This window comes from Microbacterium sp. Root61 (assembly GCF_001427525.1).
Lineage (GTDB): Bacteria > Actinomycetota > Actinomycetes > Actinomycetales > Microbacteriaceae > Microbacterium.
The window spans coordinates 1,082,378-1,107,416 of sequence record NZ_LMGU01000001.1 but is presented as its reverse complement, the minus strand read 5'-3'; the positions used below and the strand labels follow the sequence as shown (position 1 = coordinate 1,107,416).

General features: G+C 69.1%; 22 protein-coding genes and 1 tRNA gene. 17 read left to right on the top strand and 6 right to left on the bottom strand.

Features of this window, described 5'->3' with window-relative positions; all coding sequences use genetic code 11:
• Positions 1-17 precede the first annotated feature (17 nt).
• Positions 18-1,475 (bottom strand): sugar porter family MFS transporter, encoded by a 1,458-nt coding sequence (locus ASD65_RS05420; RefSeq protein WP_056219513.1) that lies wholly within the window; start codon positions 1,473-1,475, stop codon positions 18-20.
• Between the two features lie 74 nt (positions 1,476-1,549).
• Here ASD65_RS05420 and rsmA point away from each other — a divergent pair, with 74 nt between their 5' ends.
• The 8 genes from rsmA (at position 1,550) to ASD65_RS05380 (ending at position 8,176) form a co-directional block, all read left to right on the top strand.
• The gene (gene rsmA, locus ASD65_RS05415; protein WP_056219510.1) at positions 1,550-2,392 is read left to right on the top strand and encodes a 16S rRNA (adenine(1518)-N(6)/adenine(1519)-N(6))-dimethyltransferase RsmA; all 843 of its coding nucleotides are present in this window, start codon (positions 1,550-1,552) and stop codon (positions 2,390-2,392) included.
• 41 nt (positions 2,393-2,433) lie between these two features.
• A complete protein-coding gene (locus ASD65_RS05410; RefSeq protein WP_056219508.1) occupies positions 2,434-3,501 on the top strand; it encodes an aldo/keto reductase in 1,068 nt (355 codons plus the stop codon).
• Between the two features lie 49 nt (positions 3,502-3,550).
• Positions 3,551-4,483 carry a 4-(cytidine 5'-diphospho)-2-C-methyl-D-erythritol kinase gene (locus ASD65_RS05405; RefSeq protein WP_056219505.1) on the top strand — a complete coding sequence of 311 codons (933 nt, stop codon included), beginning with the start codon at positions 3,551-3,553 and terminating at the stop codon, positions 4,481-4,483.
• Between the two features lie 114 nt (positions 4,484-4,597).
• Positions 4,598-4,900, top strand: coding sequence for a DUF427 domain-containing protein (locus tag ASD65_RS05400; RefSeq protein WP_056219503.1), 303 nt, complete (start codon positions 4,598-4,600; stop codon positions 4,898-4,900).
• Between the two features lie 47 nt (positions 4,901-4,947).
• Positions 4,948-5,772 carry an ABC transporter ATP-binding protein gene (locus ASD65_RS05395; RefSeq protein WP_056219500.1) on the top strand — a complete coding sequence of 275 codons (825 nt, stop codon included), beginning with the start codon at positions 4,948-4,950 and terminating at the stop codon, positions 5,770-5,772.
• Entirely contained in the window at positions 5,769-6,461 is a 693-nt protein-coding gene (locus ASD65_RS05390) for an ABC transporter permease (RefSeq protein WP_056219497.1), read from the top strand. The genes ASD65_RS05395 and ASD65_RS05390 overlap by 4 nt, the downstream gene beginning before the upstream one ends.
• On the top strand, positions 6,458-7,216 hold the full coding sequence (locus ASD65_RS05385) for an ABC transporter permease (RefSeq protein WP_056219495.1): 759 nt from the start codon (positions 6,458-6,460) through the stop codon (positions 7,214-7,216). Before ASD65_RS05390 ends, ASD65_RS05385 begins: the two co-directional genes overlap by 4 nt.
• Positions 7,217-7,264: 48 nt before the next feature.
• Complete coding sequence (locus ASD65_RS05380) at positions 7,265-8,176, top strand: ABC transporter substrate-binding protein (protein WP_056219492.1); 912 nt, start codon at positions 7,265-7,267, stop codon at positions 8,174-8,176.
• A gap of 57 nt (positions 8,177-8,233) precedes the next feature.
• Here ASD65_RS05380 and ASD65_RS05375 read toward each other — a convergent pair whose 3' ends face one another.
• Both ASD65_RS05375 and ASD65_RS05370 read right to left on the bottom strand, forming a co-directional pair.
• Complete coding sequence (locus ASD65_RS05375; protein WP_056219489.1) at positions 8,234-10,033, bottom strand: ABC-F family ATP-binding cassette domain-containing protein; 1,800 nt, start codon at positions 10,031-10,033, stop codon at positions 8,234-8,236.
• Positions 10,034-10,096: 63 nt separating this feature from the next.
• Positions 10,097-10,594 carry a MarR family winged helix-turn-helix transcriptional regulator gene (locus tag ASD65_RS05370; protein ID WP_056219485.1) on the bottom strand — a complete coding sequence of 166 codons (498 nt, stop codon included), beginning with the start codon at positions 10,592-10,594 and terminating at the stop codon, positions 10,097-10,099.
• Positions 10,595-10,650: 56 nt separating this feature from the next.
• Between ASD65_RS05370 and ASD65_RS05365 the strand changes: the two genes are divergently transcribed.
• The 8 genes from ASD65_RS05365 (at position 10,651) to ASD65_RS05330 (ending at position 19,536) form a co-directional block, all read left to right on the top strand.
• A tRNA-Gln gene (locus ASD65_RS05365) sits at positions 10,651-10,722 on the top strand.
• 1 nt (position 10,723) lies between these two features.
• Positions 10,724-12,172 carry a bifunctional UDP-N-acetylglucosamine diphosphorylase/glucosamine-1-phosphate N-acetyltransferase GlmU gene (gene glmU / locus ASD65_RS05360; protein WP_056219482.1) on the top strand — a complete coding sequence of 483 codons (1,449 nt, stop codon included), beginning with the start codon at positions 10,724-10,726 and terminating at the stop codon, positions 12,170-12,172.
• A gap of 7 nt (positions 12,173-12,179) precedes the next feature.
• On the top strand, positions 12,180-13,214 hold the full coding sequence (locus ASD65_RS05355; RefSeq protein ID WP_056219479.1) for a ribose-phosphate diphosphokinase: 1,035 nt from the start codon (positions 12,180-12,182) through the stop codon (positions 13,212-13,214).
• 17 nt (positions 13,215-13,231) lie between these two features.
• Positions 13,232-15,937 (top strand): cation-translocating P-type ATPase, encoded by a 2,706-nt coding sequence (locus ASD65_RS05350; protein WP_056219475.1) that lies wholly within the window; start codon positions 13,232-13,234, stop codon positions 15,935-15,937.
• A gap of 95 nt (positions 15,938-16,032) precedes the next feature.
• Positions 16,033-16,503, top strand: coding sequence for an FMN-binding protein (locus ASD65_RS05345; RefSeq protein ID WP_056219472.1), 471 nt, complete (start codon positions 16,033-16,035; stop codon positions 16,501-16,503).
• Positions 16,503-17,402, top strand: coding sequence for an FAD:protein FMN transferase (locus ASD65_RS05340; RefSeq protein ID WP_056219469.1), 900 nt, complete (start codon positions 16,503-16,505; stop codon positions 17,400-17,402). The genes ASD65_RS05345 and ASD65_RS05340 overlap by 1 nt, the downstream gene beginning before the upstream one ends.
• Positions 17,399-17,956 (top strand): MOSC domain-containing protein, encoded by a 558-nt coding sequence (locus ASD65_RS05335; RefSeq protein ID WP_056219466.1) that lies wholly within the window; start codon positions 17,399-17,401, stop codon positions 17,954-17,956. The genes ASD65_RS05340 and ASD65_RS05335 overlap by 4 nt, the downstream gene beginning before the upstream one ends.
• Positions 17,956-19,536: an FAD-dependent oxidoreductase gene (locus tag ASD65_RS05330; protein WP_056219463.1), complete on the top strand. Its 1,581-nt coding sequence runs from the start codon at positions 17,956-17,958 to the stop codon at positions 19,534-19,536. The genes ASD65_RS05335 and ASD65_RS05330 overlap by 1 nt, the downstream gene beginning before the upstream one ends.
• A gap of 16 nt (positions 19,537-19,552) precedes the next feature.
• Here the strand turns inward: ASD65_RS05330 and ASD65_RS05325 are convergent, their stop codons facing one another.
• From ASD65_RS05325 to ASD65_RS05315, 3 genes are all read right to left on the bottom strand, one after another.
• Positions 19,553-20,965 carry a glutamate decarboxylase gene (locus ASD65_RS05325; RefSeq protein ID WP_056219460.1) on the bottom strand — a complete coding sequence of 471 codons (1,413 nt, stop codon included), beginning with the start codon at positions 20,963-20,965 and terminating at the stop codon, positions 19,553-19,555.
• A 144-nt stretch (positions 20,966-21,109) separates the two neighbouring features.
• Positions 21,110-22,681, bottom strand: a complete 1,572-nt coding sequence (locus tag ASD65_RS05320) for a sensor histidine kinase (protein ID WP_082561578.1) — start codon at positions 22,679-22,681, stop codon at positions 21,110-21,112.
• Positions 22,678-23,412 (bottom strand): response regulator transcription factor, encoded by a 735-nt coding sequence (locus ASD65_RS05315; protein WP_056219457.1) that lies wholly within the window; start codon positions 23,410-23,412, stop codon positions 22,678-22,680. Before ASD65_RS05315 ends, ASD65_RS05320 begins: the two co-directional genes overlap by 4 nt.
• A gap of 180 nt (positions 23,413-23,592) precedes the next feature.
• Here ASD65_RS05315 and ASD65_RS05310 point away from each other — a divergent pair, with 180 nt between their 5' ends.
• Positions 23,593-25,026 (top strand): ABC transporter permease, encoded by a 1,434-nt coding sequence (locus ASD65_RS05310; RefSeq protein WP_056219456.1) that lies wholly within the window; start codon positions 23,593-23,595, stop codon positions 25,024-25,026.
• Positions 25,027-25,039: the final 13 nt, after the last annotated feature.

The following is a 25,039-nucleotide window of genomic DNA, read 5'->3' as shown; positions in this document are numbered from 1 at the left end:
GTCCGACGCGATCGGCCCTACGACTTCACCTTGGGCGGGTGGGTGAAGAGGGTCTCGGTCTTCTCCAGCTCCATGCCCTTGGTCTCCGGGATCTTCCACCACACGTAGAAGAACGAGAGCGCGGCGAACATGGCGTACATGCCGTAGGTGAGGGGCAGCGACCAGCTCGACATCGCCGGGAAGCTCACCGTGATGAGGAAGTTGGCGATCCACTGCGCGCCGGCGGCGAGGCCGAGGGCCTTGCCGCGGATGCGGCTGGGGAAGATCTCGCCGAGCAGCACCCACACCAGCGGGCCCCACGAGGCGCCGAACCCGATCACGAACACGTTGGCGGCGACCAGGGCGATCGGTCCCCACGGTGCATCCAGCGTGACCGCGCCCGAGGCATCCGTCGTCGAGAACATGAACGACACGGCCATCAGCGACAGCGACACCGCCATCATCACCGAACCGGTCAGCAGGATCGGCTTTCGACCTACACGGTCGACGAGGAAGATCGCGACCAGCGTCACCAGCACGTTCGTGATGCTCGTCACCACGCTGATGCCCAGCGACGCGCTCTCCGGGAAGCCGACCGACTGCCACAGCGTGGTCGAGTAATAGAAGATCACGTTGATGCCGACGAACTGCTGGAACACGGACAGGATGATGCCGACCCAGACGATCGACTGCAGACCCAGGACCGGTCCGCGCAGCGACACCCCGGAGTTCTTACGGTCGGACTCGATCGCGTTGGTCAGCTCGCGCATCGTCTGGTCGAGGTCGGCGGGCGGCACGAGCCGCGCGAAGATCTCCTTCGCCTCCTTGGTCCTGCCCTTCGCGATCAGGTAGCGCGGGGACTCCGGGACCGTGAAGGACAGGATGCCGTAGACCGCGGCCGGGATGACGCCCACGAGGAACATCCACCGCCACGCCTCCAGACCGAACCACAGCGGCTCGGACGCGCCGCCGGCGCCCCAGGCGAGCAGGGCGTCGCTCAGCAGCGCGGTGAAGATACCGAGGGTGATGGCGAGCTGCTGGAGGGACGCGAGGCCACCGCGGATCTGCCGGGGCGCGATCTCGGCGATGTACGCCGGGGCGACCACCGAGGCGATGCCGATGCCGAGACCGCCGATGACGCGCCACAGGATCAGGTCGCCGACGCTGAAGGTCAGTGCCGAGCCGATCGAGCTCACGAAGAACATCACGGCGCCGAGGAACATGACGCGCAGGCGCCCCCACCGGTCCGACAGGTTGCCCGCGATGATGGCGCCGACGGCACAGCCGAGCAGCGCGACTGCGACCACGAAGCCGGTCACGACGGCGTTCAGCTCGAAGTTGTGCTGGATCGAGTCGACCGCTCCATTGATGACAGATGAGTCGAAGCCGAAGAGGAATCCACCGACCGCCGCCGCCACGGAGAGTGCGACGGCACGGCGCCCGTAGGGACCGCGGAGGGTGAAGGAGTTCGTGGGAATCGTGCCGGCATCCGTCATGGCGCCACACTATCGATCCGGTGTCGTCAGTGACAGGGGACGTGACTCCCCAAGGCAGCGAATACAGTGAGGGGATGCCCGTGACACTGCTCGGTGCGGCCGAGATCCGCTCCCTCGCCTCCGAGTTGGATGTGACCCCGACCAAGAAGCTCGGACAGAACTTCGTCGTCGACGCCAACACCGTGCGCAAGATCGTGCACGTCGCGGGTGTGCAGGCGGGTGAGAGCGTGGTCGAGGTCGGCCCGGGGCTGGGGTCCTTGACCCTCGCGATCCTGGAGACCGGCGCGTCCGTCACCGCCGTCGAGATCGATCACCGGCTCGCGGCCCGTCTGCCCGAGACCGCCGCCGCGCACGGCGTCGCGCCGGGGGCACTGACCGTCGTGGACGCCGACGCGCTGCGCATCACCGAGCTGCCCGGCGACCCCACGGTGCTCGTCGCGAACCTGCCCTACAACGTGTCGGTGCCGGTGCTGCTGCACTTCCTCGAGCACTTCCCGCACCTGCAGCGCGGCGTCGTGATGGTCCAGGCCGAGGTGGGGGAGCGGCTCGCCGCACCCCCAGGGTCCAAGATCTACGGCGCTCCCAGCGTGAAGGCGGCATGGTACGGGCAGTGGCGGCTGGCGGGCATGGTCTCCCGCCAGGTGTTCTGGCCCGTCCCGAACGTCGACTCGGTCCTCGTGGGGTTCGTGCGGGATGCCGCGACGCGCGGCACCGAGGAGGAGCGTCGTCGCACCTTCCAGATCGTGGATGCCGCCTTCCAGCAGCGGCGCAAGATGCTGAGGCAGGCGCTGTCCGCAGTGCTCGGAGGATCCTCGGCCGAGGCATCCGCTCTGATGGAGAAGGCCGGCGTGGATCCGACCGCGCGCGGCGAGCAGCTCTCGATCGACGACTTCGTCCGCATCGCACGAGCCCGCTGAGGCACCTGCGGACGGCGGGCGAGGCGCGCTAGCCTCGAAGCGTGACTGACGCGCCTCGCTTCACTACCGGCATCCCGGAGATCCATCGTCCCTACGCCGCCGCGACCGGCCGTTACGACCTGACCGAATACCGCCAGGTCGGCAGCTCCGGGCTGTTCCTGCCGCCGATCTCGCTCGGTCTGTGGTGGAACTTCGGCGACAACGTGCCGTTCGACCGTCAGCGCGCGGTGCTGCGACACGCGTTCGACGTCGGCATCACCCACTTCGACCTGGCGAACAACTACGGCCCCCCGTACGGTTCGGCCGAGACCAACTTCGGCCGCATGATGCGCGAGGACTTCGCGCCGTACCGCGACGAGATGATCCTCTCCTCGAAGGCCGGATACGACTTCTGGCCCGGCCCGTACGGCAACTGGGGGTCGCGCAAGTACGTCCTCGCCAGCGCGGAGTCGTCGCTGAAGCGGATGAGTGTGGACTACGTCGACATCTTCTATTCGCACCGCGTCGACCCCGTGACGCCCATCGAGGAGACCATCGGCGCGCTGGACACCCTGGTGCGCCAGGGCAAGGCGCTCTATGTGGGGATCTCGTCGTACAGCGCCGAGCGCACCGCGGAGGCGTCCGCGGTCGCCCGCAGCCTCGGCACTCCGCTGGTGATCCACCAGCCCGCATACTCGATCCTCAACCGCTGGGTCGAGGACGGCCTCACCGGTGTGCTGGCGCAGGAGGGCATGGGCGCGATCGCGTTCACCCCGCTCGCCCAGGGCCTGCTGACCGACAAGTACCTCGGAGGCGGGCCGGCGGACCGCTCGCAGCAGCGCTCGTCGCTGCCGACGAGCGAGCTGTCGGAGAAGGGGCGCGCCACGATCGAGGGGCTGAACGTCATCGCCCGTGAGCGCGGGCAGACGCTCGCGCAGATGGCGATCCAGTGGGTGCTGCGCGACCCGGTGGTGACCTCCGCGCTGATCGGAGCATCCCGTGCCGAACAGCTGGACGAGAACATTGCCGCCCTGCAGGGCCCCGCGTTCGACACGGAGGAGCTCGAGCAGATCGACGCGCTGTCGGACTCCATCGACGTCGACCTCTGGGCCGAGTCGGCGGCGCGGTGAGGCTGCGCATCGACGGGGCGTTCGCTGTGCCTGAGACGGCGGTCGGCGGATGAGCATGGGCGCGCGCGGACCCGCTCGGGTGCACGTGCGGGCACCGGGCAAGCTGAACCTCTTCTTCGAGGTCGGCGACGTCCAACCCGACGGATATCACGACGTCGCATCCGCCTACCAGGCGGTGTCGCTGTACGAGGACCTGTGGGCGGAGGATTCCGACGAGTTCACCGTGTCGGTGACCGGCTCGGTCGATGTCAGCGGAGTGCCCGAGGACGACCGCAACCTCGCGCTGCGCGCGGCGCGCCTGGTCGCCAAGGAGATCGGCCACTCCGGCGGCGTCCACCTCGAGATCGTCAAGCACGTTCCGGTGCAGGGCGGGATGGGCGGAGGATCAGCGGATGCCGCGGCCGCCCTCGTCGCCTGCGACGCGCTGTGGGGAGCAGAGTTGGGTTCGGCCCGGCTGCAGCGCCTCGCGGCGCGGCTCGGCGCCGACGTGCCGTTCTCGTTGATCGGGGGCACCGCCGTCGGCACCGGGCGCGGCGATCAGCTGAGCCCGGCGCTGGCGAAGGGGCGGTTCGACTGGGTCCTCGTGGTCGCGGACGGCGGGCTGTCCACACCCCAGGTCTACGAGCAGCTCGATCAGCTGCGCAGCGGGTCGACGTTCGACATCGCGCCGCGCGCGCGGGCGCCGCGCATCGATCCCGCCGTGCTTCAGGCGCTGCGGGCGGGCGATGCTCCGGGCCTCGCCGCCCACGCGCGCAACGACCTGCAGGTCGCCGCGCTGTCGCTGCGCCCGGATCTGCGCGCCGTGCTCGAGCTCGGCGAGAAGGCCGGGGCGCTGGTCGGCATCGTGTCGGGCTCCGGCCCGACCCTCGCGTTCCTCGCCGACGGCTCGGAGTCCGCCCTCGAGCTCCAGGTGACCCTGACCGCGTCGGGCCGAACCGCCCTGCACGTGCACGGCCCGGTGGCGGGTGCCCGGGTGATGTGACGCTGCGCGGCTCGCGGGCCGTGTTCTTTCGGGATTCCGACCCCGTGTCCGAGGGCTCCTGTAGCGTTGAAACGCTCGCCGGCGGCTCCTCCGCCCGTGATCGAAAGGTGTGACATGAAGGCACTGCTCGACGGCACGGTGATCGCCGAAGCGCCCACCGAAGATCTGATCCACATCGAGGGCAACTGGTACTTCCCGCCATCCAGCATCACTGCGGGGGTGCTGGTACCCAGCCCCACGCAGTACACCTGCCCGTGGAAGGGCGAGTGCCAGTACTTCACGGTCGTGGGCGGCGATTCGCCGTTGGCCGACCGGGCCTGGTCGTATCCGATGCCGTTCTCGAGCGCGGTCGACCGAGTCGGCCGTGACTTCTCGGACTACGTCGCATTCTGGAAAGAAATCAGCGTCGTCGACTGAGCGCCGCCCGTGCGGCGCGTGACAACCGGACCTGACGAGGAGACGTCGTGATCGAATTCACCCGGGTGGTCAAGCGATTCCCAGACGGCACCGTGGCTGTCGACGAGTTCAACCTCGTCATCCCGTCCCGCAAGACGACGGTGCTGGTCGGCTCGTCCGGAAGCGGCAAGACCACGCTGCTGCGGATGATCAACCGGATGGTCGAACCGACCGGCGGCTCGATCGCGATCGACGGCGACGATGTCGCCACGCGCGACCCGGTGCAGCTGCGGCGCAGCATCGGCTACGTCATGCAGAACTCGGGGCTGCTGCCGCACCTCACGGTCGCGGACAACATCGCGACCGTCCCCGTGCTGCAGGGCATGAAGCGGGCTGCGGCCCGCGCCCGCGCGCTGGAGCTCATGGTCACGGTGGGGCTGGACCCGGCTACGGCCGATCGGTACCCCAGCCAGCTCTCCGGTGGACAGCAGCAGCGTGTCGGTGTGGCCCGCGGTCTCGCGGCCGACCCGAACATCCTGCTCATGGACGAGCCGTTCGGTGCCGTCGACCCCATCGTCCGCGCCGAGCTGCAGCAGGAGCTGATCCGCCTGCAGCGGGACATGGACAAGACCGTCGTGTTCGTCACCCACGACATCGACGAGGCGTTCCTGCTGGGGGATCAAGTGGTGATCCTCGAGAAGGGGGCGCGCGTCGCGCAGGTCGGCAGCCCCAGCGAGATCATGGAGAACCCGGCCTCCGACTTCGTGGCGAGCTTCATCGGCGCCGACAAGGGCAAGCGCGCCCTGCGCCTCAAAGAGACTCCGCGCGGCACAGTCGTCGTGGATGGCGAGGGTCGCACCCAGGGGGCGCTGATCCGGGATGCGGTGACATGAACTGGGTGATCGACAACCTCGGTCTGATCTGGTCCCTGTCGCTGGAGCACCTGCGGCAGAGCGTCATCCCGATCGTCCTCGGTTTCGTCATCTCGGTGCCGCTGGGCTGGCTGGCCTGGCGCTACCGGCCCGTGCGCGCCGTACTGCTGACCGGAACGGGCCTGCTCTACACGATTCCCTCCCTCGCGCTGCTGGTCCTCCTTCCGCCCCTGCTGGGCGTCGGCATCGTCAGCGAATTGAACCTCATCATCACCCTGACGATCTATGCGGTGGCGCTGATGGTCCGCGCCGTCGCCGACGGGCTGGCATCCGTGGACGAAGATGTCCGCCTGGCCTCGACGGCGATGGGATACGGGGCCTTCCAGCGCTTCTGGGGTGTCGAGTTCCCACTCGCCGGACCCGTGATCCTGGCGGGTCTGCGCGTCACGGCGGCCAGCACGATCGCCCTGGCGACCGTGGGCATCCTCGTCGGGGTGAGCAACCTCGGCTATCTCTTCACCAACGGGCTGCAGCGCCGCATCATCCCCGAAGTCGGTGCCGGCATCGTCGCGGTCGCGATCATCGCCCTCCTGGTCGATCTCGTCCTCGTCTTCGCCGGCCGGGTGCTGCTGCCGTGGGCGCGCGCCACGAGATCGCGCTCGCGTTCCCGCACGGTCCAGGTCGGACTCGAAGCGGAGGCAGTGGCATGAACCTCTTCCTCGACGCGATCGCGTGGATCTTCTCTCCCGACAAGGGAGTGGGCGTCAGCTCGGTGCCGGTCGCTCTGATGCAGCACCTGTCCTATACGGTGATCTCGGTGCTGGTGGCGGGCGTCATCGCCGTTCCGCTGGGCTGGCTGATCGGGCATACCGGCAAGGGACGCGATGTCGCGGTGGCGATATCCGGAGCAGCCCGCGCGGTGCCGTCGTTCGGCCTGCTGATCCTGCTGGTGCTCCTCTTCGGCGTGCTGCACAAGCCCGAGGCGGCGGTCATCAGCTTCGTGCTGCTCGCGATCCCGTCGATCCTCGCCGGCGCCTACGCCGGGCTCGAGGCCATCGACCGCACCGTCATCGACGCCGGCCGGGCGATGGGCATGACCGAGTGGCAGATCCTCTGGCGCATCGAGGTGCCGCTCGGGCTCCCGCTGTTGGTCGCGGGGCTGCGCTCGGCGACGTTGCAGGTGGTCGCGACGGTGACGATCGCCGCATACGTGGGCCTCGGTGGGCTCGGCCAGTACATCATCGCGGGGATCCCGCTCCGCCGCTACGACATGGTCCTGGGCGGCGCGATCCTCGTCGCGGCGCTCGCCCTCATCTTGGACGGCCTGTTCGCGCTCGCCCAGCGCGGCGCCGTGCCGCGCGGGGTCCGGCCACCGCGATCCGATCGACGTTCCGTTCCGAACAATGCCGTGGACGCCGCATCCGTCCCCTCGGAGCGCCCCCGCGCCGAGGCCACCGTCACCTGACTTTCCGCATCCGTGTGTCCCGTCCCGTCAACAAGGAGGATCATCACCATGTTCACAGCCAAGAAGCGGCTCCTGGCCGCCACCGCCGCCCTCGCCGGCGCGGTCGTCCTGCTCGCCGGCTGCTCGTCGGGCAACCCGCTCGATACCCCGTCCGACTCGGCCGGGGGTTCGGGCGACACCATCGTCGTCGGCTCGCAGGCGTACTACTCGAACGAGATCATCGCCGAGATCTACGCCCAGGCCCTCGAGGGCGCCGGGTTCGACGTCGAGCGTCAGTTCAACATCGGCCAGCGCGACGCCTACATGCCGCTGATCGGAGACGGCTCGATCTCGCTGTTCCCCGAGTACACCGGCAACCTGCTGCAGTACTTCGACGAGACGACGGAGGCGCGCACGCCCGAGGACGTCTACGCGGCGCTGCAGGAAGCCCTCCCCGAGAATCTCACGGTGCTCGACCAGGCGACGGCGTCCGACCAGGACTCGTACACGGTGACCAAGGCGTTCGCCGACGAGTACGGGCTGACGTCGATCGCCGACCTCGCGAAGGTCACGGTGCCGCTGACTCTGGGAGGGCCGCCTGAGCTCGCCGAGCGCCCGTACGGCCCCACGGGCCTCCTCGACACCTACGGCGTCGAGGTGGCGTTCTCCGCGACCGGCGACACCACGGTCGAGGACCTTGTCGCCGGCACGGTCAACGTCGCGAACGTGTTCACGGCCGACCCGCGCATCCAGACGGATGACCTGGTCGTGCTGACCGACCCGGAGGGCCTGATCCTGGCCTCGAACGTCGTGCCGCTCGTCAACAAGGACCTCGCGCCGAAGATCGCCGACGTCATCAACGCGATCAGCGCCAAGCTGACGCCCGAGGCGCTCATCGCGATGAACGTGCAGAGTACCGAGGACCAGAAGTCCCCGCAGGACATCGCCACGCAGTGGCTGTCGGAGAACGGCCTGGACTAGCCGGAACGCAGAAGGGGGAGGATGCCGCGGCATCCTCCCCCTTCTGCGTCCACCGGGTCAGTGCCCGAGGATGTCGCCCAGTTCGAGCCAGCGCTCTTCGAGGGTGTCGACTTCGCTCGCAAGGGCGGCGCGTTCGGACTGCAGCTTCTGCAACGCGTCGTAGTCGTCGTGGAACTCCGCGAGCTTCACGTCGAGGGCTGCCATGAGTCCGGACAGCTTCGCGAGGCGCCGATCGATCGCCGACAGCTCCTTCTGCGCGGTACGCCGATCGGCCCCTGACAGCTCGGAAGCGGCGGCCGAGCTGGACGCGCCCGACGGGGGCCCGCTCTCCGCGGCCTTGCGCTGCGCTGTACGCAGGCGGAGGTATTCCTCCACGCCCCCGGGGAGGTGGCGCAGGTGGCCGTCCAGGAGCGCGTATTGCTGGTCGGTGACGCGCTCCAGGAAGTAGCGATCGTGCGAGACGACCAGCAGGGTGCCCGGCCACGTGTCGAGGAGGTCCTCGATGGCGGCGAGCATGTCCGTGTCCAGATCGTTGGTCGGCTCGTCGAGGATGAGCACGTTCGGCTGGTCCAGCAGGATCAGCAGGAGCTGCAGTCGTCGCTTCTGCCCACCGGAGAGGTCCTTGACCGGCGTCGACAGCTGCGCCGAGGCGAATCCGAGGCGTTCCAGCAGCTGGCCGGGCGTGATCTCGCGCGCCTTCGAGCCGTCTCCGAACGTGTACGACGTGCGCAGCTGTGCGAGCACGGTGCGCACGGGGTGATTCAGATGCTCTTCGAGTTCGTCGAGACCCTGCGCGAGCGTGGCGATCTTCACCGTCGTGCCCCGCGTGACGCGCCCGGTCGTGGGCTGACCCGTGCCCGAGATGAGGTTCAGGAGAGTGGATTTTCCGGCACCGTTCACGCCGAGGATGCCGGTGCGCTCGCCCGGTGCGATGCGCCATTCGACGTCCCGCAGCACGGCACGGTCGCCGTATGATACCGAGACGTCGAGCAGATTGACGACCTCCTTCCCGAGTCGGGAGACCGCGAGCGAGCGCAGGGCGATGGGATCGCGCAGCTCGGGCACATCCGCGATCAGCTCGTTGGCGGCCTCGATGCGGAACTTCGGCTTCGCGGTGCGCGCCGGTGCTCCTCGGCGCAACCAGGCGAGCTCCTTGGTGGCCAGATTCTGGCGGCGCGCTTCGATCGTCGCGGCCTGACGGTCACGCTCGACGCGCTGCAGGATGTAGGCCGCGTAGCCGCCCTCGAACGGATCGACCACACGATCGTGCACCTCCCACGTAGTGGTGCACACCTCATCCAGGAACCACCGGTCGTGCGTGACGACCAGCAGCGCACCCGAGCTCTGCGCCCAGCGCTGCTTCAGATGGCCCGCGAGCCACGTGATGGCCTCGACGTCGAGGTGGTTCGTCGGCTCGTCCAGCGCGAGGATGTCGTGGTCTCCGGCCAGCAGCTGCGCCAGCGCGACGCGGCGACGCTGACCACCCGAGAGCGGTCCGATCTTCCCGTCCCAGGGCAGGTCGCTCAGCAGCCCCGCGATGACGCTGCGGATACGGGGTTCGCCGGCCCAGACATGCTCGGGAGCATCACCCACCACCGCATTGCGCACGGTGTCGTCGTCGTCGAGCACGTCTCCCTGGTCGAGCACGCCGATCCGCACTCCGCTGCGCATCGTCACGCGGCCGGAGTCGGGGGTGAAGCGTCCCGCCAGCAATCCGAGCAAGGTGGACTTGCCGTCGCCGTTGCGACCGACGATCCCGATGCGGTCGCCTTCTTCAACGCCGAGCGATACGGAGTCGAAGACGACTTTGGTCGGGTACTCGAGATGTAGGGTTTCTGCCCCCAGAAGATGTGCCATAACACCCCCAGGCTACGTGCCTTGGATGGATGTCGATGGCCGCAGCCCGTGCGGGACGAACCCTCAGGCGTCGAATCCGAGGCTGAGCTTGCGCAGCAGGCCGGCGAGGCGGTCGCGGTCGCCGCGCGACAGTGCGCCGAGCAGCAGCGATTCTGCATCGACGAGCCGCGTGATCGCGGCATCCACCCGCGTTCGTCCGTCCATCGTGATCGTCACCAGAACACTGCGTCCATCCCCGGGATCTGCTTCCCGACGTACGAGTCCGCGGTCCACCAGTCGGTCGATGCGGTTTGTCATGGTGCCGCTGGAGACCAGCGTCTGCTGCAGGAGCTGCTTGGGGCTGAGCTGGAACGGCTCGCCCGCACGACGCAGCGCCGACAGCACATCCCACTCCCAGGGCTCCAGGTCGCTGCGCCGGAATGCGTCGCGACGGGCGCGGTCCAGATGCCGCGACAGGCGGTCCACGCGGGACAGCACTTCCAGCGGCGAGAAGTCGAGATCGGGCCGCTGCGCGATCCACGCTCCGACGATGCGGTCGACTTCATCGGTCTCGTGTCCCATCCACCCATTATCGACTGGCAGACTTGATGCTGGTCACGTGCCCCGGTTCGTGGCGATCCGCCGTGGTGTAATGGCAGCACGACAGCCTTTGGAGCTGTTAGGTCTAGGTTCGAATCCTGGCGGCGGAGCATGTCCGAGAACACCGAAAGCGGTCGTGCCGACGCCGACCTCGCCATCATCATCCTGGCCGCAGGGCAGGGCACGCGCATGAAGTCGCGCACGCCCAAGGTGCTGCACCGCATCGGCGGACGGTCGCTGGTGGGTCACGTGCTCGCCACAGCGGCCGAGCTCGTTCCCGCCCATACGCTGGTGGTGGTCCGGCACGAGCGCGACCTCGTCGCCCAGTCCGTCGCCGACGATGCGCCGCACGTCGTGGTCGTCGACCAGGACGAGGTGCCCGGAACCGGTCGCGCCGTCGAACTGGCCCTTGCGCAGCTGGACGGGTTCTCCGGCGATGTGCTCGTGCTCTCCGGCGACTGCCCGTTGGCGGATGCCGGGACCCTGACCGCCTTCGTCGCCGCCCACCGCGCGGCCGATGCGGCCGTCACGTTGATGACCGCCGTCGTGGCCGACCCGACCGGCTATGGCCGCGTCATCCGGGATGCCGACGGGGATGTCTCGCGCATCGTGGAGCAGAAGGACGCGAACGACGCCGAGGCGGCGGTCCGCGAGATCAACGCCGGGATGTACGTCTTCCGCGCCGACTCGCTGCGCACGCACCTGCCGGCGATCGGCATCGACAACGCCCAGGCGGAGAAGTACCTCACCGACGTGGCCGGCCTCGCCCGTGTCGCCGGCGACCGGGTGGCGGCATCCGTCGTCGAGGATGTCACCGTCACGTACGGCGTGAACGACCGGGCTCAGCTGTCGGAGGTGGGTCGCCTGCTCAACGCGCGCACCGTCCGCAAGTGGCAGCTCGCCGGGGTCACGATCATGGACCCGGCGACGACCTGGATCGATGTCACCGCGACGCTTGCTCCGGATGTCACCGTGCTGCCCGGCACCCAGATCCTCCGCGCCACCTCGATCGCGGAGGGCGCCACCATCGGTCCCGACACGAGCCTCGTCGACTGCGAGGTGGGGGAGAACGCGATCGTCACCCGCACGGACGCCACGCTCGCCGTCATCGGCGCCTCGGCGACGGTGGGACCGTTCGCCTACCTGCGTCCGAACACGATCCTCGGCGCCAAGGGCAAGATCGGCACCTTCGTGGAGATCAAGAACACGACGATCGGCGAAGGCAGCAAGGTGCCGCATCTGTCGTACATCGGCGACACCACGATCGGCGTCGGCGTCAACCTCGGGGCCGGCGCGATCACCGCGAATTACGACGACATCGCCAAGCACCGCACCGAGATCGGCGACCACGTGCACTCCGGGTCGCACAACGTGTTCGTCGCGCCCGTTAGGATCGGAGCAGGAGCGAAAACCGGCGCAGGGGCAGTCATCCGCAAGGATGTCCCGGCGGGAGCGCTCGCCCTTTCGGTGGCGCCGCAGCGCAACGTCGAAGGCTGGGTTGAGAAGAATCGCGAGGGTACGGCGGCAGCAGACGCCGCTCGCGCACAAGCCGACGAATAGGCGGGTCATGGCACGCAAGACCAAGAAGACGCAGGCCGATCTCGAGCGTGACATCGCCCCCGGGCTTGTCGCGAAGACGAAGAAACGACTCGTCGTCGTTGCCGGCAGCTCCCACCCCGCGCTGGCGACGCAGGTCGCCGAAGCACTGGGCAGCGAGCTGGCTCCGACCGAGCACCGCACCTTCGCATCGGGCGAGCTCTACACCCGCTTCGAGGTGAGTGTCCGCGGCTGTGACGTGTTCGTCATCCAGTCGTTCGGTCGTGGCGTCAACGAGTGGATCATGGAGCTGCTGATCATGGTGGATGCGCTCAAGCGCGCCTCCGCCAAGCGCATCACGGTCGTCGCCCCGTACTACCCGTACTCCCGCCAGGACAAGAAGGGCCGCGGTCGCGAACCGATCAGCGCCCGCCTGGTCACCGACCTGATCAAGACCGCCGGTGCCGACCGCATCATGAGCGTCGACCTGCACGCAGCGCAAATCCAGGGCTTCTTCGACGGCCCCGTCGATCACCTCTTCGCGCAGCCGGTGCTGCTGGAGTACTTCCGCAACGAGCTGAGCCCGGAAGACCGCGAGAAGCTCACGGTCGTCTCGCCCGACATGGGCCGGGTCCGCGTCGCCGACAACTGGTCCGACAAGCTGGGCGCACCGCTGGCGATCATCCACAAGCGTCGTGACCCGAAGGTCGCCAACCAGGTCACCGTGCACGAGATCGTCGGCCAGGTCGACGGCCGCGTGTGCCTCCTCGTGGACGACATGATCGACACCGGCGGCACCATCGTCAAGGCAGCGCAGGCCCTCAAGGCCGCCGGCGCCGAGCGCGTCATCGTCGCGGCCACGCACGCGATCTTCAGCGATCCCGCGCCGATCGTGCTGCAGGACTCGTCGATCGACGAGGTCGTCGTCACCGACACGATCCCGCTCGCGCCGGAGCACCGGTTCGAAGGCCTCACGATTCTGCCCATCGCGCCGTTGCTGGCGCGTGCGATCCGCGAGGTATTCGAGGACGGCTCCGTCACGAGCATGTTCGACGGCGCCGCCTGACACACCGAAGGGATGCCATGACCGGACAGCTCGCCGAGGCATCCCTGACCGTCGCGCAGCCCTTCGCGCTCGACGTCCCCGACGTCGAAACCGCTCTGGGTACGGATGTCGGCGGTCTCACGAGCGCGGACGCCCGGTCGCGTCTGGAGATCGCCGGACCCAACGTCCTGCCGGAGCCGCCGCGCAAGCCCGCGATCCTGCAGTTCCTCGCGCACTTCAACGACACGCTGATCTACATCCTGCTGGGCGCCGCGGCGATCAAGGCGATCATGGGCGATTGGCTGGACTTCTGGGTCATCATGGCCGTCGCCATCATCAACGCGGTGATCGGGTACGTCCAGGAGGGGCGCGCCGAGAAGGCCCTCGCGGGCATTCGAGGGATGCTGTCCTCCGATGCGAGCGTCCGCCGCGACGGCGCGTGGGCGACGATCCCCGCCGCCGACCTCGTTCCCGGTGACGTGATCCGACTCGCCCCCGGCGACAAGGTGCCCGCCGACGTGCGGCTCTTCCAGTCCTTCCAGCTGCGCGTGGACGAGTCGGCGCTGACGGGGGAGTCGGTGCCCTCCTCGAAGGGTGCGGACCCGGTGACCGCCGACGCCGGCATCGGCGACCGCGCATCGATGGCGTTCTCCGGCACGATCGTCTCGGCCGGGCAGGCGCGGGGCATCGTCACCGGCACCGGCGCGGACACCGAGATCGGCAAGATCCAGGCGCTGGTGGGCGATGCGGGATCGCTCGCGACGCCGCTCACCAAGCAGCTCGACGACTTCGGCAAGAAGCTGACCCTCGTCATCCTGGGCATGGCCGTCCTGATGCTCGCGATCGGGCGCTTCGTGCACGGGATGCCGTTCGCCGACCTCATCTCGGCGACCATCGGCTTCGCCGTCGCCGCCATACCGGAGGGGCTCCCCGCCCTCGTCACGATCACGCTGGCGATCGGCGTGCAGCAGATGGCCCGGCGCAACGCGATCACCCGCAAGCTCCCCGCCGTCGAGGCGCTCGGCTCGGTGACGACGGTGTGCTCCGACAAGACCGGCACCCTCACCAAGAACGAGATGACGGTCCGCTCGATCGTCACCCCCGTCGCGCAGTACGCCGTCACAGGGCTCGGCTACCAGCCCGAGGGAGACATCATCCCGGAGGACGGTGCCACCGCCGGCGCCGACCTCGCCGCGATCCTGGCCGTCGCCACGCTCTGCAACGACGCGCACATCGTCCCGCAGGAGGATCAGTGGACGCTCGTCGGTGAGCCGACCGAGGGGGCGCTCAAGGTCGTCGCCCTGAAGGGCGGGGCGAGCACCGACGGGATGCGGCGGCTGGACGTCGTCCCGTTCGATTCGGCGAACAAGCTCATGGCGACCCTGAACGAGGCGCCCGACGGCTCGCGCGCCATCCTGGTGAAGGGCGCCCCCGACCGGCTGCTGGAGCGCTCCACGGCTCAGCGCGGCGCGGCCGGACGCGAACCCCTGGACATCGTGCGCTGGGAGGCGGTCATCGCCGACCTCAGCGGTGAGGGTCTGCGGGTGCTCGCGGCGGCGCGGCTCCCTGTCGACGCCACGCGCGAGGGCATCGAGCTCGAGGACCTCGAAGGCCTCGAGTTCCTCGGGGTCTGGGGCATCCTCGACCCGCCGCGCCCCGAAGCCATCGAAGCGATCGCCGACTGCCACGCCGCCGGCATCCGCGTGAAGATGATCACCGGCGACCACGCCGGCACCGCCCTCGCCATCAGCCGCGAGATGGGTCTGGTCGATTCGGACGATGCCCGCGTGCTGACCGGGGCCGAGCTGGAGGCGCTCACGCAGGAGCAGCTCAAGGCCGTGGTGCAGGACGTGGACGTGTACGCGCGGACGAGCCCCGAGCACAAGATCCGGATCGTGCGCGCGCTGCAGGCGCACGACGAGGTCGTCGCGATGACCGGCGACGGTGTCAACGACGCGCCCGCACTCACCCGCGCGAACGTCGGCATCGCGATGGGCATCAAGGGCACCGAGGCGACGAAGGAAGCCGCCGAGATCGTGCTCGCCGACGACAACTTCGCAACGATCCGCAGCGCGATCCGCGAGGGCCGGCGCATCTACGACAACCTGCGCAAGTCGGTCGTCTTCCTGCTGCCGACCAACGGCGCGCAGTCGCTCGTCATCCTGGTCGCCGTCGTCTTCGGACTGGCGCTCCCGTTGACACCCGTGCAGGTGCTGTGGGTCAACATGGTCACCGCCCTCACCCTGTCGCTCGCGCTGGCGTACGAGCCGGCCGAGCGCGGCATCATGAGCCGCCCACCGCGTGCCACCGGTGGCTCGATCGTGTCGGCCCGTGAGCTCGGCTTCGTTCTGCTGGTCTCGGTGCTCATCGGCGGAGCGACCTTGGGTGTGTTCTACACGGTCGCCGCCACCGGGGTCGACGTGGACTACGCGCGCACCGAAGCTGTCGCGATGCTCGCGCTGGGCCAGCTCGCCTATCTGTTCAACTGCCGATTCCTGAGCCGCTCGAGCCTGACCTCCGAGGTGCTCCGCGGCAATCCGGTGGTGTGGTGGTCGGCGCTCGCCCTGCTCGGGCTGCAACTGATCTACACGTACGTGCCGTTCATGAACGATCTGTTCGGCTCCCGCCCGCTGGCCATCTGGTCGTGGGTGCTGCCGCTCGTCCTGTCGATCGTCATCTTCCTGGCCGTCGAAGGGCTCAAGGCGATCCGCCGGCGCGGCGAATCGCCCACAGCAATCTCGTAGACCGACCACAGGTGACGCCTCAACCCCGTCGCTACTGTGAACCCACATCGCCCCAGACCCGCGCCGGACCGGCACCCGTACGAGGAGAACCACTCATGATCCGCACCACCACCGTTCCCCGTCCTGCACGCGTCGCCGCCGCGATGGTCGGCGTCGCAGGAGTCATCGCGCTGGCGGGCTGCTCGACGGGCGGGGAAGCCGGCGATTCCGCCGGTGCTCCCACGACCGATTCCGGGGCATCGACGGCTCCCAGCACGTCGGATGCGGCTTCGTACGCCGACGGCACGTACACCGGTGAGGGCTCCTACGCCACGCCCGAGTCGGTGGAGACCATCACCGTGACCGTCACGCTCGTCGATGACGTCATCACCGAGGTCGAGGTCGTCGGACAGCCGCAGAAGGCCGAGTCCAAGCAGTACCAGGGCCAGTTCGTCGGCGGGATCTCAGAGGTCGTCGTCGGCAAGGACATCGACGAGATCTCGGTGAGCCGCGTCGCGGGATCGTCTCTGACGAGCGGCGGATTCAACCAGGCGATCGAGCAGATCAAGTCCGAAGCGGCCGTCTGATGTCCGCGCCGGAATCGCCGGCGCACGCCACCTGGTGTTTCGACGCCATCGGCACGTCGTGGGAGATCGAGACGACGGAGGCGCTGGGACCCGGCATCCGTGCCCGCGTCACCGAGTGCATCGCGCAGTTCGATCGGGTCTGGTCGCGGTTCCGCGAGGACTCGCTCGTCACCTCGCTTGCGCGCGACCCTCGCGAAGTGGGCGCGCCCGCTGACGCCGCCGAGATGCTGGACGCCTTCGTGGCGCTGTCCGCGGCCACGGCCGGCGCCGTCAACCCGCTGGTCGGGCGTTCGCTGGAGAGCCTCGGCTACGACGCGGCGTACAGCCTCGTCGACCGGGGTGCCGCACCCGCGCCGCTGGAGTGGGTCGATCAGCTGACCTGGACGGGGGAGCGGATGAGGCTGACCGCACCTGCCCTGATCGATGTCGGCGCCCTCGGCAAGGGCCGCCTGGTGGACCTCGTGCTCGCGGTCCTGTCGCCGGCGGTCCCCGGTGACATCGTGGTCGACGCCGGCGGTGACATGGCCCTGCGCGGCGGACCCGTCCGCATCGGCCTGGAGCATCCGTACGACGCCCGCCGAGCGATCGGGGTGTGGGAGGTGACGGATGCCGCGCTGTGCGCGTCGGCGACCAACAGGCGCGCGTGGGGCGACGGCCTGCACCACGTCCTGGACGCCCGCACCGGCCGGCCCGTCACGACGTATGCCGCGACCTGGGCCGTCGCGGCCACGGCGATGCGAGCGGACGCCATCGCGACGGCGTTGTTCTTCGACGGTGGCGTGGAGCTCGCCCACGGGTGGGGCGTCGAGTGGGTGCGGATGACCACGGACGGCCGGGTGGAGTGGTCTCCCGGCTGCGCCGCCGACCTGTTCACCGGGCCGGATATCGTTGACGTATGAGCGATCCCGTGACGGGTGCCCGTGTCCTCGCCGTATCCCGTGACGACCAGCACCGCTTCAGCAAGCCCACCATGCGCAGCATCCGGCTGGTCGAGGGGGTCGGCGTCGAAGGCGACGCGCACGCGGGCGAGTTCGTGCAGCACCTTTCGCGGGTGAAGCGCGATCCGAGCACGCCGAATCTGCGCCAGGTGCACCTCATGCACGCGGAGCTGTTCGCCCAGGTCGCGGAGCACGGCCACGAGGTCGCACCGGGACAACTCGGCGAGAACATCACGACCGAGGGCCTCGACATCCTCTCGCTGCCGCGCGGCACGCGTCTGGCGCTGGGTCCGGATGCGGTGATCGAGGTCACCGGCCTGCGCAACCCGTGCACCCAGATCAACGGGCTGTCGTCCGGGCTCATGAAGGAACTGGTCCACGTCGATGACGCCGGGGAGACCATCCGCCTGGCGGGCATCATGTCCACCGTCGTGCACGGCGGCGTCGTGCACCCGGGCGATCCGATCGGTGTGCACCTGCCCGCCGAACCGCACGAGAAGCTGGGACCCGTTTGATGCTCGGCACGCTCACCTCGCTCTGGAACCGGGTCTTCGCGGTGCTCGGACGCGTCTCGATGTACCGCCTGGTGTACCTCGCACTGGCGACCCTGGCCGTCATCGCGTTCCTGCTGTCCTTCTTCGAACTGGTCGCTCCGTCGCCCCTCGAGCTGGTCGTCACCCTCGCGGTCCTCGTGGCGGTGTGCTCCGCGGTGGATGCCGTGGCCCAGCGCATCGTCGGGCTGCCGTGGCGCATCGAGTCCTCGCTCATCACGGCGCACATCCTGCTGTTCGTGCTGCGCCCGTCGCTCGATCTGACGGCGCTGGCGGGCATCGCGCTGGCCGGAGCCGTGGCATCCCTCTCCAAGTACATCCTGGCGTGGCGGGGTCGGCACATCTTCAACCCTGCGGCGGTCGGTGCGACCGTGCTGGCGCTGTGCGCCATCGCGGTGCCGGCACTCGGCACGCCAGCGTGGTGGGTCGGCACCCCGGCGATGGCGCTGCCCGTGGTCCTGTGCGGACTCGCGGTCCTGTGGCGCACCGAGAAGGTCCGCGTCATCGCGGTCTTCGTCGTGATCGCCGTCGCCGTCGCCGTGCTGCGCACCTCGGCGCAGTACCAGGCGGCCGGGATCACGGTCGAGGGCGTCACCATCTTCTGGCAGATCCTGCTGTCCTCGCCGTTCCTGTTCCTCGGCGCCTTCATGCTGTCCGAACCGCTGACGCTGCCGCCGCGACGCTGGCAGCAGTTCACGGTCGCGGCGGTCGTGGGCGTGCTGGCCGGCTGGCCGATCGACCTGGGCGTCATCAGCCTCGGCCAGGAGCGCGCGCTGCTCGTCGGCAACCTCGTCGCGTTCGCCCTGGCCTTCACGGTGCGCGCGGCCGTGAAGCTGACGCTGGTGTCCCGCACCCCGCTCACTCCGACCGTGAACGAGCTCACGTTCCGCGCGAAGCGCCCGCTGCCGTTCCTGCCCGGACAGTACGTCGAGCTGGAGGTGCCGCACCACCACCCGGATGCCCGCGGCACCCGTCGCGAGTTCAGCATCGCGTCCGCCCCGGAGGACCTTCCCGAGCTGCGGATCGCGTTCCGCGAGAGCCCGGCCGCAGCCGGTGGCAAACCGCAGAGCAGCTACAAGAAGGCCCTCGCCGAACTCGACACCGGCGGGGCCCTCGCCGCGACCGGTGTGTGGGGCGACTTCGTCCTGCCGAAGAGGACGACCAGCCCGATCCTGATGGTCGCGGCGGGCATCGGCATCACGCCGTTCGCCGCCCAGCTGCGCCACCAGCGCCTTGCGGGCGAAGATCGCGACGTCGTGCTCGTCTACGTCGCCTCGGAGGCCGCCGAGCTGGCCTTCCGCCCCGACCTCGAGGCATCCGGCATCTCCGTCGTCGTCTTCACCCGCGACCGTCCCGCCGACCTGCCCTCGCACTGGCTGTGGGCGCAGGGCGTGCGACTGGACGCCGAGGGGCTGCAGCGTGTCGTCCCCGATCTCGCCGGACGTCACGCGTACATCTCCGGGCCTCCCGGACTGATCGCCGACTTGGCGCCCGCGCTGGAGAAGGCGCGGTCGATCACGACCGACGCGTTCAGCGGATACTGATCGATCGCGCCCGGGCTCAGTGCGTGAAGGAGCTCACCATGCCTTCGACGGGCATCGGCGACTCGAGCGCGTCGAGGTAGGCCACGGCTTCCCGGATGTCGGAGAGGAGGCTCTCCGCGAGACTGCGGCTCAGGCCGTTGCGCACGACGATCCGCTGCACGACGACATCGGTGAGGTCATCGGGCATCGGATAGGCGGGGATCAGCCAGCCCTTCAGCCGCAGGCGCTCCGACAGGTGGTACAGGTTCCACTTGTCGGTGTGGCCGGGCGTCAGCTGCCACGCGAACACCGGGATGTCGGTGCCGTCGTTCCACAGGTCGAACGCGTCCATCGCGCCGATCTCGCGCGCCAGGAAGACGGCGACATCCTGAGATGCCTGCTGCACGCGGCGGTAGCCGTCGAAGCCGAGGCGCAGGAACAGGTAGTACTGCAGCAGCACCTGTGAGCCCGGTCGTGAGAAGTTCAGGGCGAAGCTCGGCATGTGCCCGCCGAGGTAGGTGACGTCGAAGACGAGCTCCTGCGGCAGGTCGGCGACCGTGCGCCACACCACCCAGCCCAGACCCGGGTAGACGAGCCCGTACTTGTGGGCGGAGGTGCTGATCGAGGCCACGCGGGGGAGGCGGAAGTCCCACACCAGGTCGGGCTGCAGGAACGGCGCGATCATGCCGCCGGACGCGCCGTCGACGTGGATCGGGATGTCCAGGCCCGTGCTCTCCTGGATGCGGTCGAGGGCGGCGGCGATGTCGGCGACCGGTTCGTACATGCCGGTGTAGGTGACGCCCATGATCGCGACGACACCGATCGTGTTCTCGTCGACGTACTTCTCCAGGTCGTGGCCGTCCAGTACCTTGTGCTCGTCGCTGATCGGCACGTACCGCGGCTCGACGTCCCAGTAGTTGCAGAACTTCTCCCAGCACACCTGCACGGCGCTGGAGAGGATGAGGTTCGGCTTCTCGGTGCTCTTGCCCGCCGCCCGGCGGGCCAGCTGCCACCGACGCTTGAGCGCGAGACCGCCGAGCATGCACGCCTCGGACGAGCCGATCGTCGACGTGCCGATGGAGTCCTCCGCGTCCGGCGAGTTCCAGAGCGAGGCGATCATCTTCCAGCAGCGTGTCTCGATCGCGGCGGTCTGCGGGTACTCGTCCTTGTCGACCATGTTCTTGTCGGCTGACTCGCTGTAGATCTTGGTCGCGTGCGGATCCATCCACGTGCCGACGAACGTGGCGAGGTTGAGCCGGGAGTTGCCGTCGAGCATCGCCTCGTCGTGGACGATCTGATAGGCCGTCTCGGGCAGCGACTCGCTCGGCGGCAGCCGGTCGATCGGGAAGTCGGTCGCCTCGCCGGGCCGGGCGAAGATCGGGTTGAGTTGATCTCGGGCGGAATCGCCGACGTGGGCGGTGGCGGGGGTGAGACGACGGACAACTGACATGAGGGACCTCCTCGGCTCCGAGGCCGGGGCGGCTCGGTCGGTCCCAGTCTGGAAGCGGCGACTGGTCGCGTCAACCGCCTGCCGACACCTCACCCGACAGTTCACCCGCGTCGGGTGAGACGCGGGGCGAGGCGGCGATCGGTGCTACGCGGACGCCGGTGAGTCGTCCGCGTCCAGGTCGTCGGCGTCGAGCGTGGGCTCTTCGGCGCGCTCGACGGCGTTCGGTGGCGTGGCCGGGAGCGTCACAGAGAACGTGGTGTCCCCAGGCGCGCTCTGTACGGTGAGTGTGCCGCCGTGAGCCTGGACGATCGCGCGGGCGATGGAGAGGCCGAGTCCGGTGCCGCCCGTCTTGCGCGCCCGGGACCGGTCCGCCCGGGAGAACCGCTCGAAGAGCTCCTTCTCGACGGCGGGATCCACACCGGGCCCGTCGTCGTGCACGCTCAGCACGGCGTTGTCGCCGTCCTGTCTCACGGTGACGGTGACGGTGGTGCCGGCGGGGGTGTGGATGCGCGCGTTGGCGAGCAGGTTCGCGGCCACCTGGTGCAGTCGGGCGGCGTCGCCGGCCACCACGATCGGTGTGTCGTCCACCTCGAGCACCCAGTGATGGTCGGGACCCGCGGGGCGTGCGTCGCCGACCGCCTCGAGGGCGAGGCGCGTGAGGTCCACGCTGCCGTAGACGAGCTCCTGACCTTCGTCGAGGCGGGCGAGCAGCAGCAGGTCCTCCACGAGCGTCGTCATGCGCAGGGACTGAGCCTGGATGCGCTCCAGGGATGCCTCGGTGGTGTCGCTGAGCGAGGGGTCGCGCAGCGACAGCTCGGAGTAGCCGCGGATTGACGCCAGGGGAGTGCGCAGCTCATGGCTCGCGTCGGCGACGAACCGCCGCATCCGTTCTTCGTTGCGCTGGCGGGCGTCCAGCGACTCGCCGACGTGGTCGAGGAGCGAGTTGAGGGCCTCGCCGACGCGCCCGATCTCGGTGCGGGGATCAGCCTCCGGTGCCGGCACGCGTTCGGTGATGGAGACCTCGCCCTGATCGAGCGGCTGCCGGGAGACGCGTTCGGCGGTGTCGGCGATCGACCGGAGCGGTGCGAGGCCGGCACGGATCGTCCATGCCGTGGCGGCGGCCAGGAGAATGAGGCCGCCGAGGGTGAGGAGGCCGATCGTGGTGAGCATCTGACCGATCGATCGGGCCACCTCGTCGCGCGAGATGCCGACGACGACCACCGAGCCGGTGACCTGTCGCCCTTCCACTCGGAAGGTGCCGATGTCGTCGATGGACACGATGAGGGGGCCTTCGCCCTGCAACCCGGCTGCGAGCTGATTGATCTGATCCTCATCGAGCGCCACGACGTCGTGGTTGGGCATCGTGACGGCCGCGGTCGGCGCCGAAGGCACCGTCTCGACGGCGAGGAGGAACCCGGGCTGCTGCGGCTGCTGGCGGAGGATCTCCTCTGCGGTCAGCCCGGCCAGCAGGGCCGGACGCAGCTGCGCGGAGGTGCGTTCCAACGCGCTGGCCACCTGGTTGTTCAGTCCCGCTTCGAGGACGCCGCCGAGGATGGCGCTGGTGGCGACGCCGACCAGCACCAGGATGAACGAGGTGATGCCCACGACGGTGACGATGAGCTTGTTCTGCAGCGTCCACGGGCGGCGACGGGATGCCGCGGCGGGCGCCGCGACGGCCGCTTCCTCGTCGAGAGCGGGGGCCTCGACCTCGCTCATTGCGGGGCTTTGATCATGTAGCCGACGCCGCGCACCGTGTGGATGAGCGGCTCCCGACCCTGGTCGATCTTCTTGCGCAAGTACGAGATGTAGAGCTCCACGACGCTGGAGCGCCCGCCGAAGTCGTAGTTCCAGACCCGGTCGAGGATCTGCGCCTTCGACACGACACGGCGCTGGTTGCGCATCAGGAAGCGCAGCAGTTCGAACTCGGTGGCGGTCAGCTCGATCTCGGTGTCGCCGCGCATCACCTCGTGGCTGTCCTCGTTCAGCGACAGGTCGCCCACGTGCAGGATCGGCTCCGCGTCGGCGGCGAGCGCGGTCCCGGCGCGACGCATCAGCCCACGCAACCGCGCGACGACCTCCTCGAGGCTGAACGGCTTCGTCACGTAGTCGTCGCCGCCCGCGGTGAGGCCCGCGACCCGGTCGCTGACCGCATCCTTCGCGGTGAGGAAGAGCACCGGCACATCGTTGCCCGAGTGACGAAGGCGCTGCAGTACGGCCATGCCGTCGAGGTCGGGCATCATGATGTCCAACACCATCGCGTCGGGGTCGAAGTCGCGCGCGGCCTGCAGCGCCTCGAAGCCCGAAGCCGCCGTCTTCACCTCCCAGCCCTCCATGCGCAGGGCCATCGACAGCAGGTCCGTCAGCATCTGCTCGTCATCGACGACGAGCACGCGCAAGGCGGAGCCGTCGGGGCGTTGGAGTGCGGGGGCGGGTGCGGTCGCGGTCATGCCTCCATTGTGCGCCGTTATCTATGGGTCTCCTATGGCATGCGCTATGCGGTGGCTGTGAATCCGGTGGGGTCGGGCTGAGCGACCCATAGGGATCTCAGAAACTGCGCACCAGCCCCGCATAGTGGCCGTCTTTAGCGTCGGTGGCGGCCCGACAGATGTCGCGGCGAGAGGAGAGACATGTATTGGACGTACCTGCGACGGGAACTCGCCGGACGCAAGAAGCAGACGATCATCGTGGCCGCCGGACTGGCTGTCGCGATCGCATTGGTCATCATCGTGAATTCGCTGGCCGCCGGGGTGCGCGATGCCCAGGCGGAGGCGCTTCAGTCCGTGTACGGCGTGGGCACGGACCTCACGGTCACCGGTGCGGCAGCCGAGCCCGGCCAGGGCGGCGGACCGCAGTTCGAGTTCGAGGACGGTGCCGGCGAGAGCACCGACGGCACCACGACCCTCAGTCAGTCCCGTCTGATGACCGATCGGATGCGGGGGACGATCGATGCGTCGAGCGTCGACACCGTCACGGGGCTCGACGGCGTCAGCGCGGCATCCGGGGCCCTCAGCCTGACCAACACGACCTTCTCGGGCGAGATGCCCGACCGCTCGCAGACCCAGGTGCAGCCGGAGGCCGGCGCCGCGCCGCCGCAGGGCGGACCCGACGGCGCGGGCGGGAGCGCCTTCGATCTGAACTCGTTCACCGTTCTCGGCGTCGATACGAACGCCGCCACGGTCGGACCGCTGTCCGCCGTCACGGTGCCGGAAGGCCGTGCCCTGACTGCGGAGGACGCGGGACAGAACGTCGCTGTGCTCGACGCGACCTACGCATCGACCAACTCGCTCGCCGTCGGCGGCACGATCGACGTCGGCGGCTCCGAGATGGAGATCGTCGGGATCGTGGCGTCGGCCTCCGATACGGCCGACACGGCAGCCGACGTCTACATCCCGCTCGGCGTCGCGCAGAGCCTGGCCGGCGTCGAGGATGTGATCTCGACCGTCTACGTGCAAGCAGCCTCCGCGGGAGACATCGGCGCCGTTCAGGCCGCTATCGAGGAGAGCCTGCCCGACGCGACCGTCAGTTCGCAGTCGGATCTCGCCTCGACCGTGTCGGGGTCGCTCTCCAGCGCGTCCGCCCTCATCTCGAACCTCGGCACTTGGCTCTCGCTCATCGTGCTCGGCGTCGCCGTGCTTCTGGCCGTCCTGTTCACGATCTCCGGCGTATCGCGCCGCACCCGTGAGTTCGGCACCCTGAAGGCCATCGGCTGGTCCAACGGACGCGTCGTCGGGCAGGTCGCCGGCGAATCGATGGTGCAGGGACTGATCGGCGGAGGGATCGGGCTCGCGCTGGGCCTCCTCGGGATCTGGGTGATCAACGTGATCTCGCCGACGATCTCCGTGGCGTCGGAGACCCCGGGTCGGGGAGGCCCGGCCGGGGGAGCATTCCCCGGCGCGCTGCAGGCCGCGGCATCCGACATCGTCCTGCACGCCTCGTTGACCGCGTGGGTGATCATCGCCGCGATCGGCCTCGCGATCGCCGGCGGTCTCATCGCCGGAGTCTTCGGCGGATGGCGCGCGGCCCGACTCAGCCCGGCCGAAGCACTTCGCTCGGTGAACTGACATGGAACCTTCG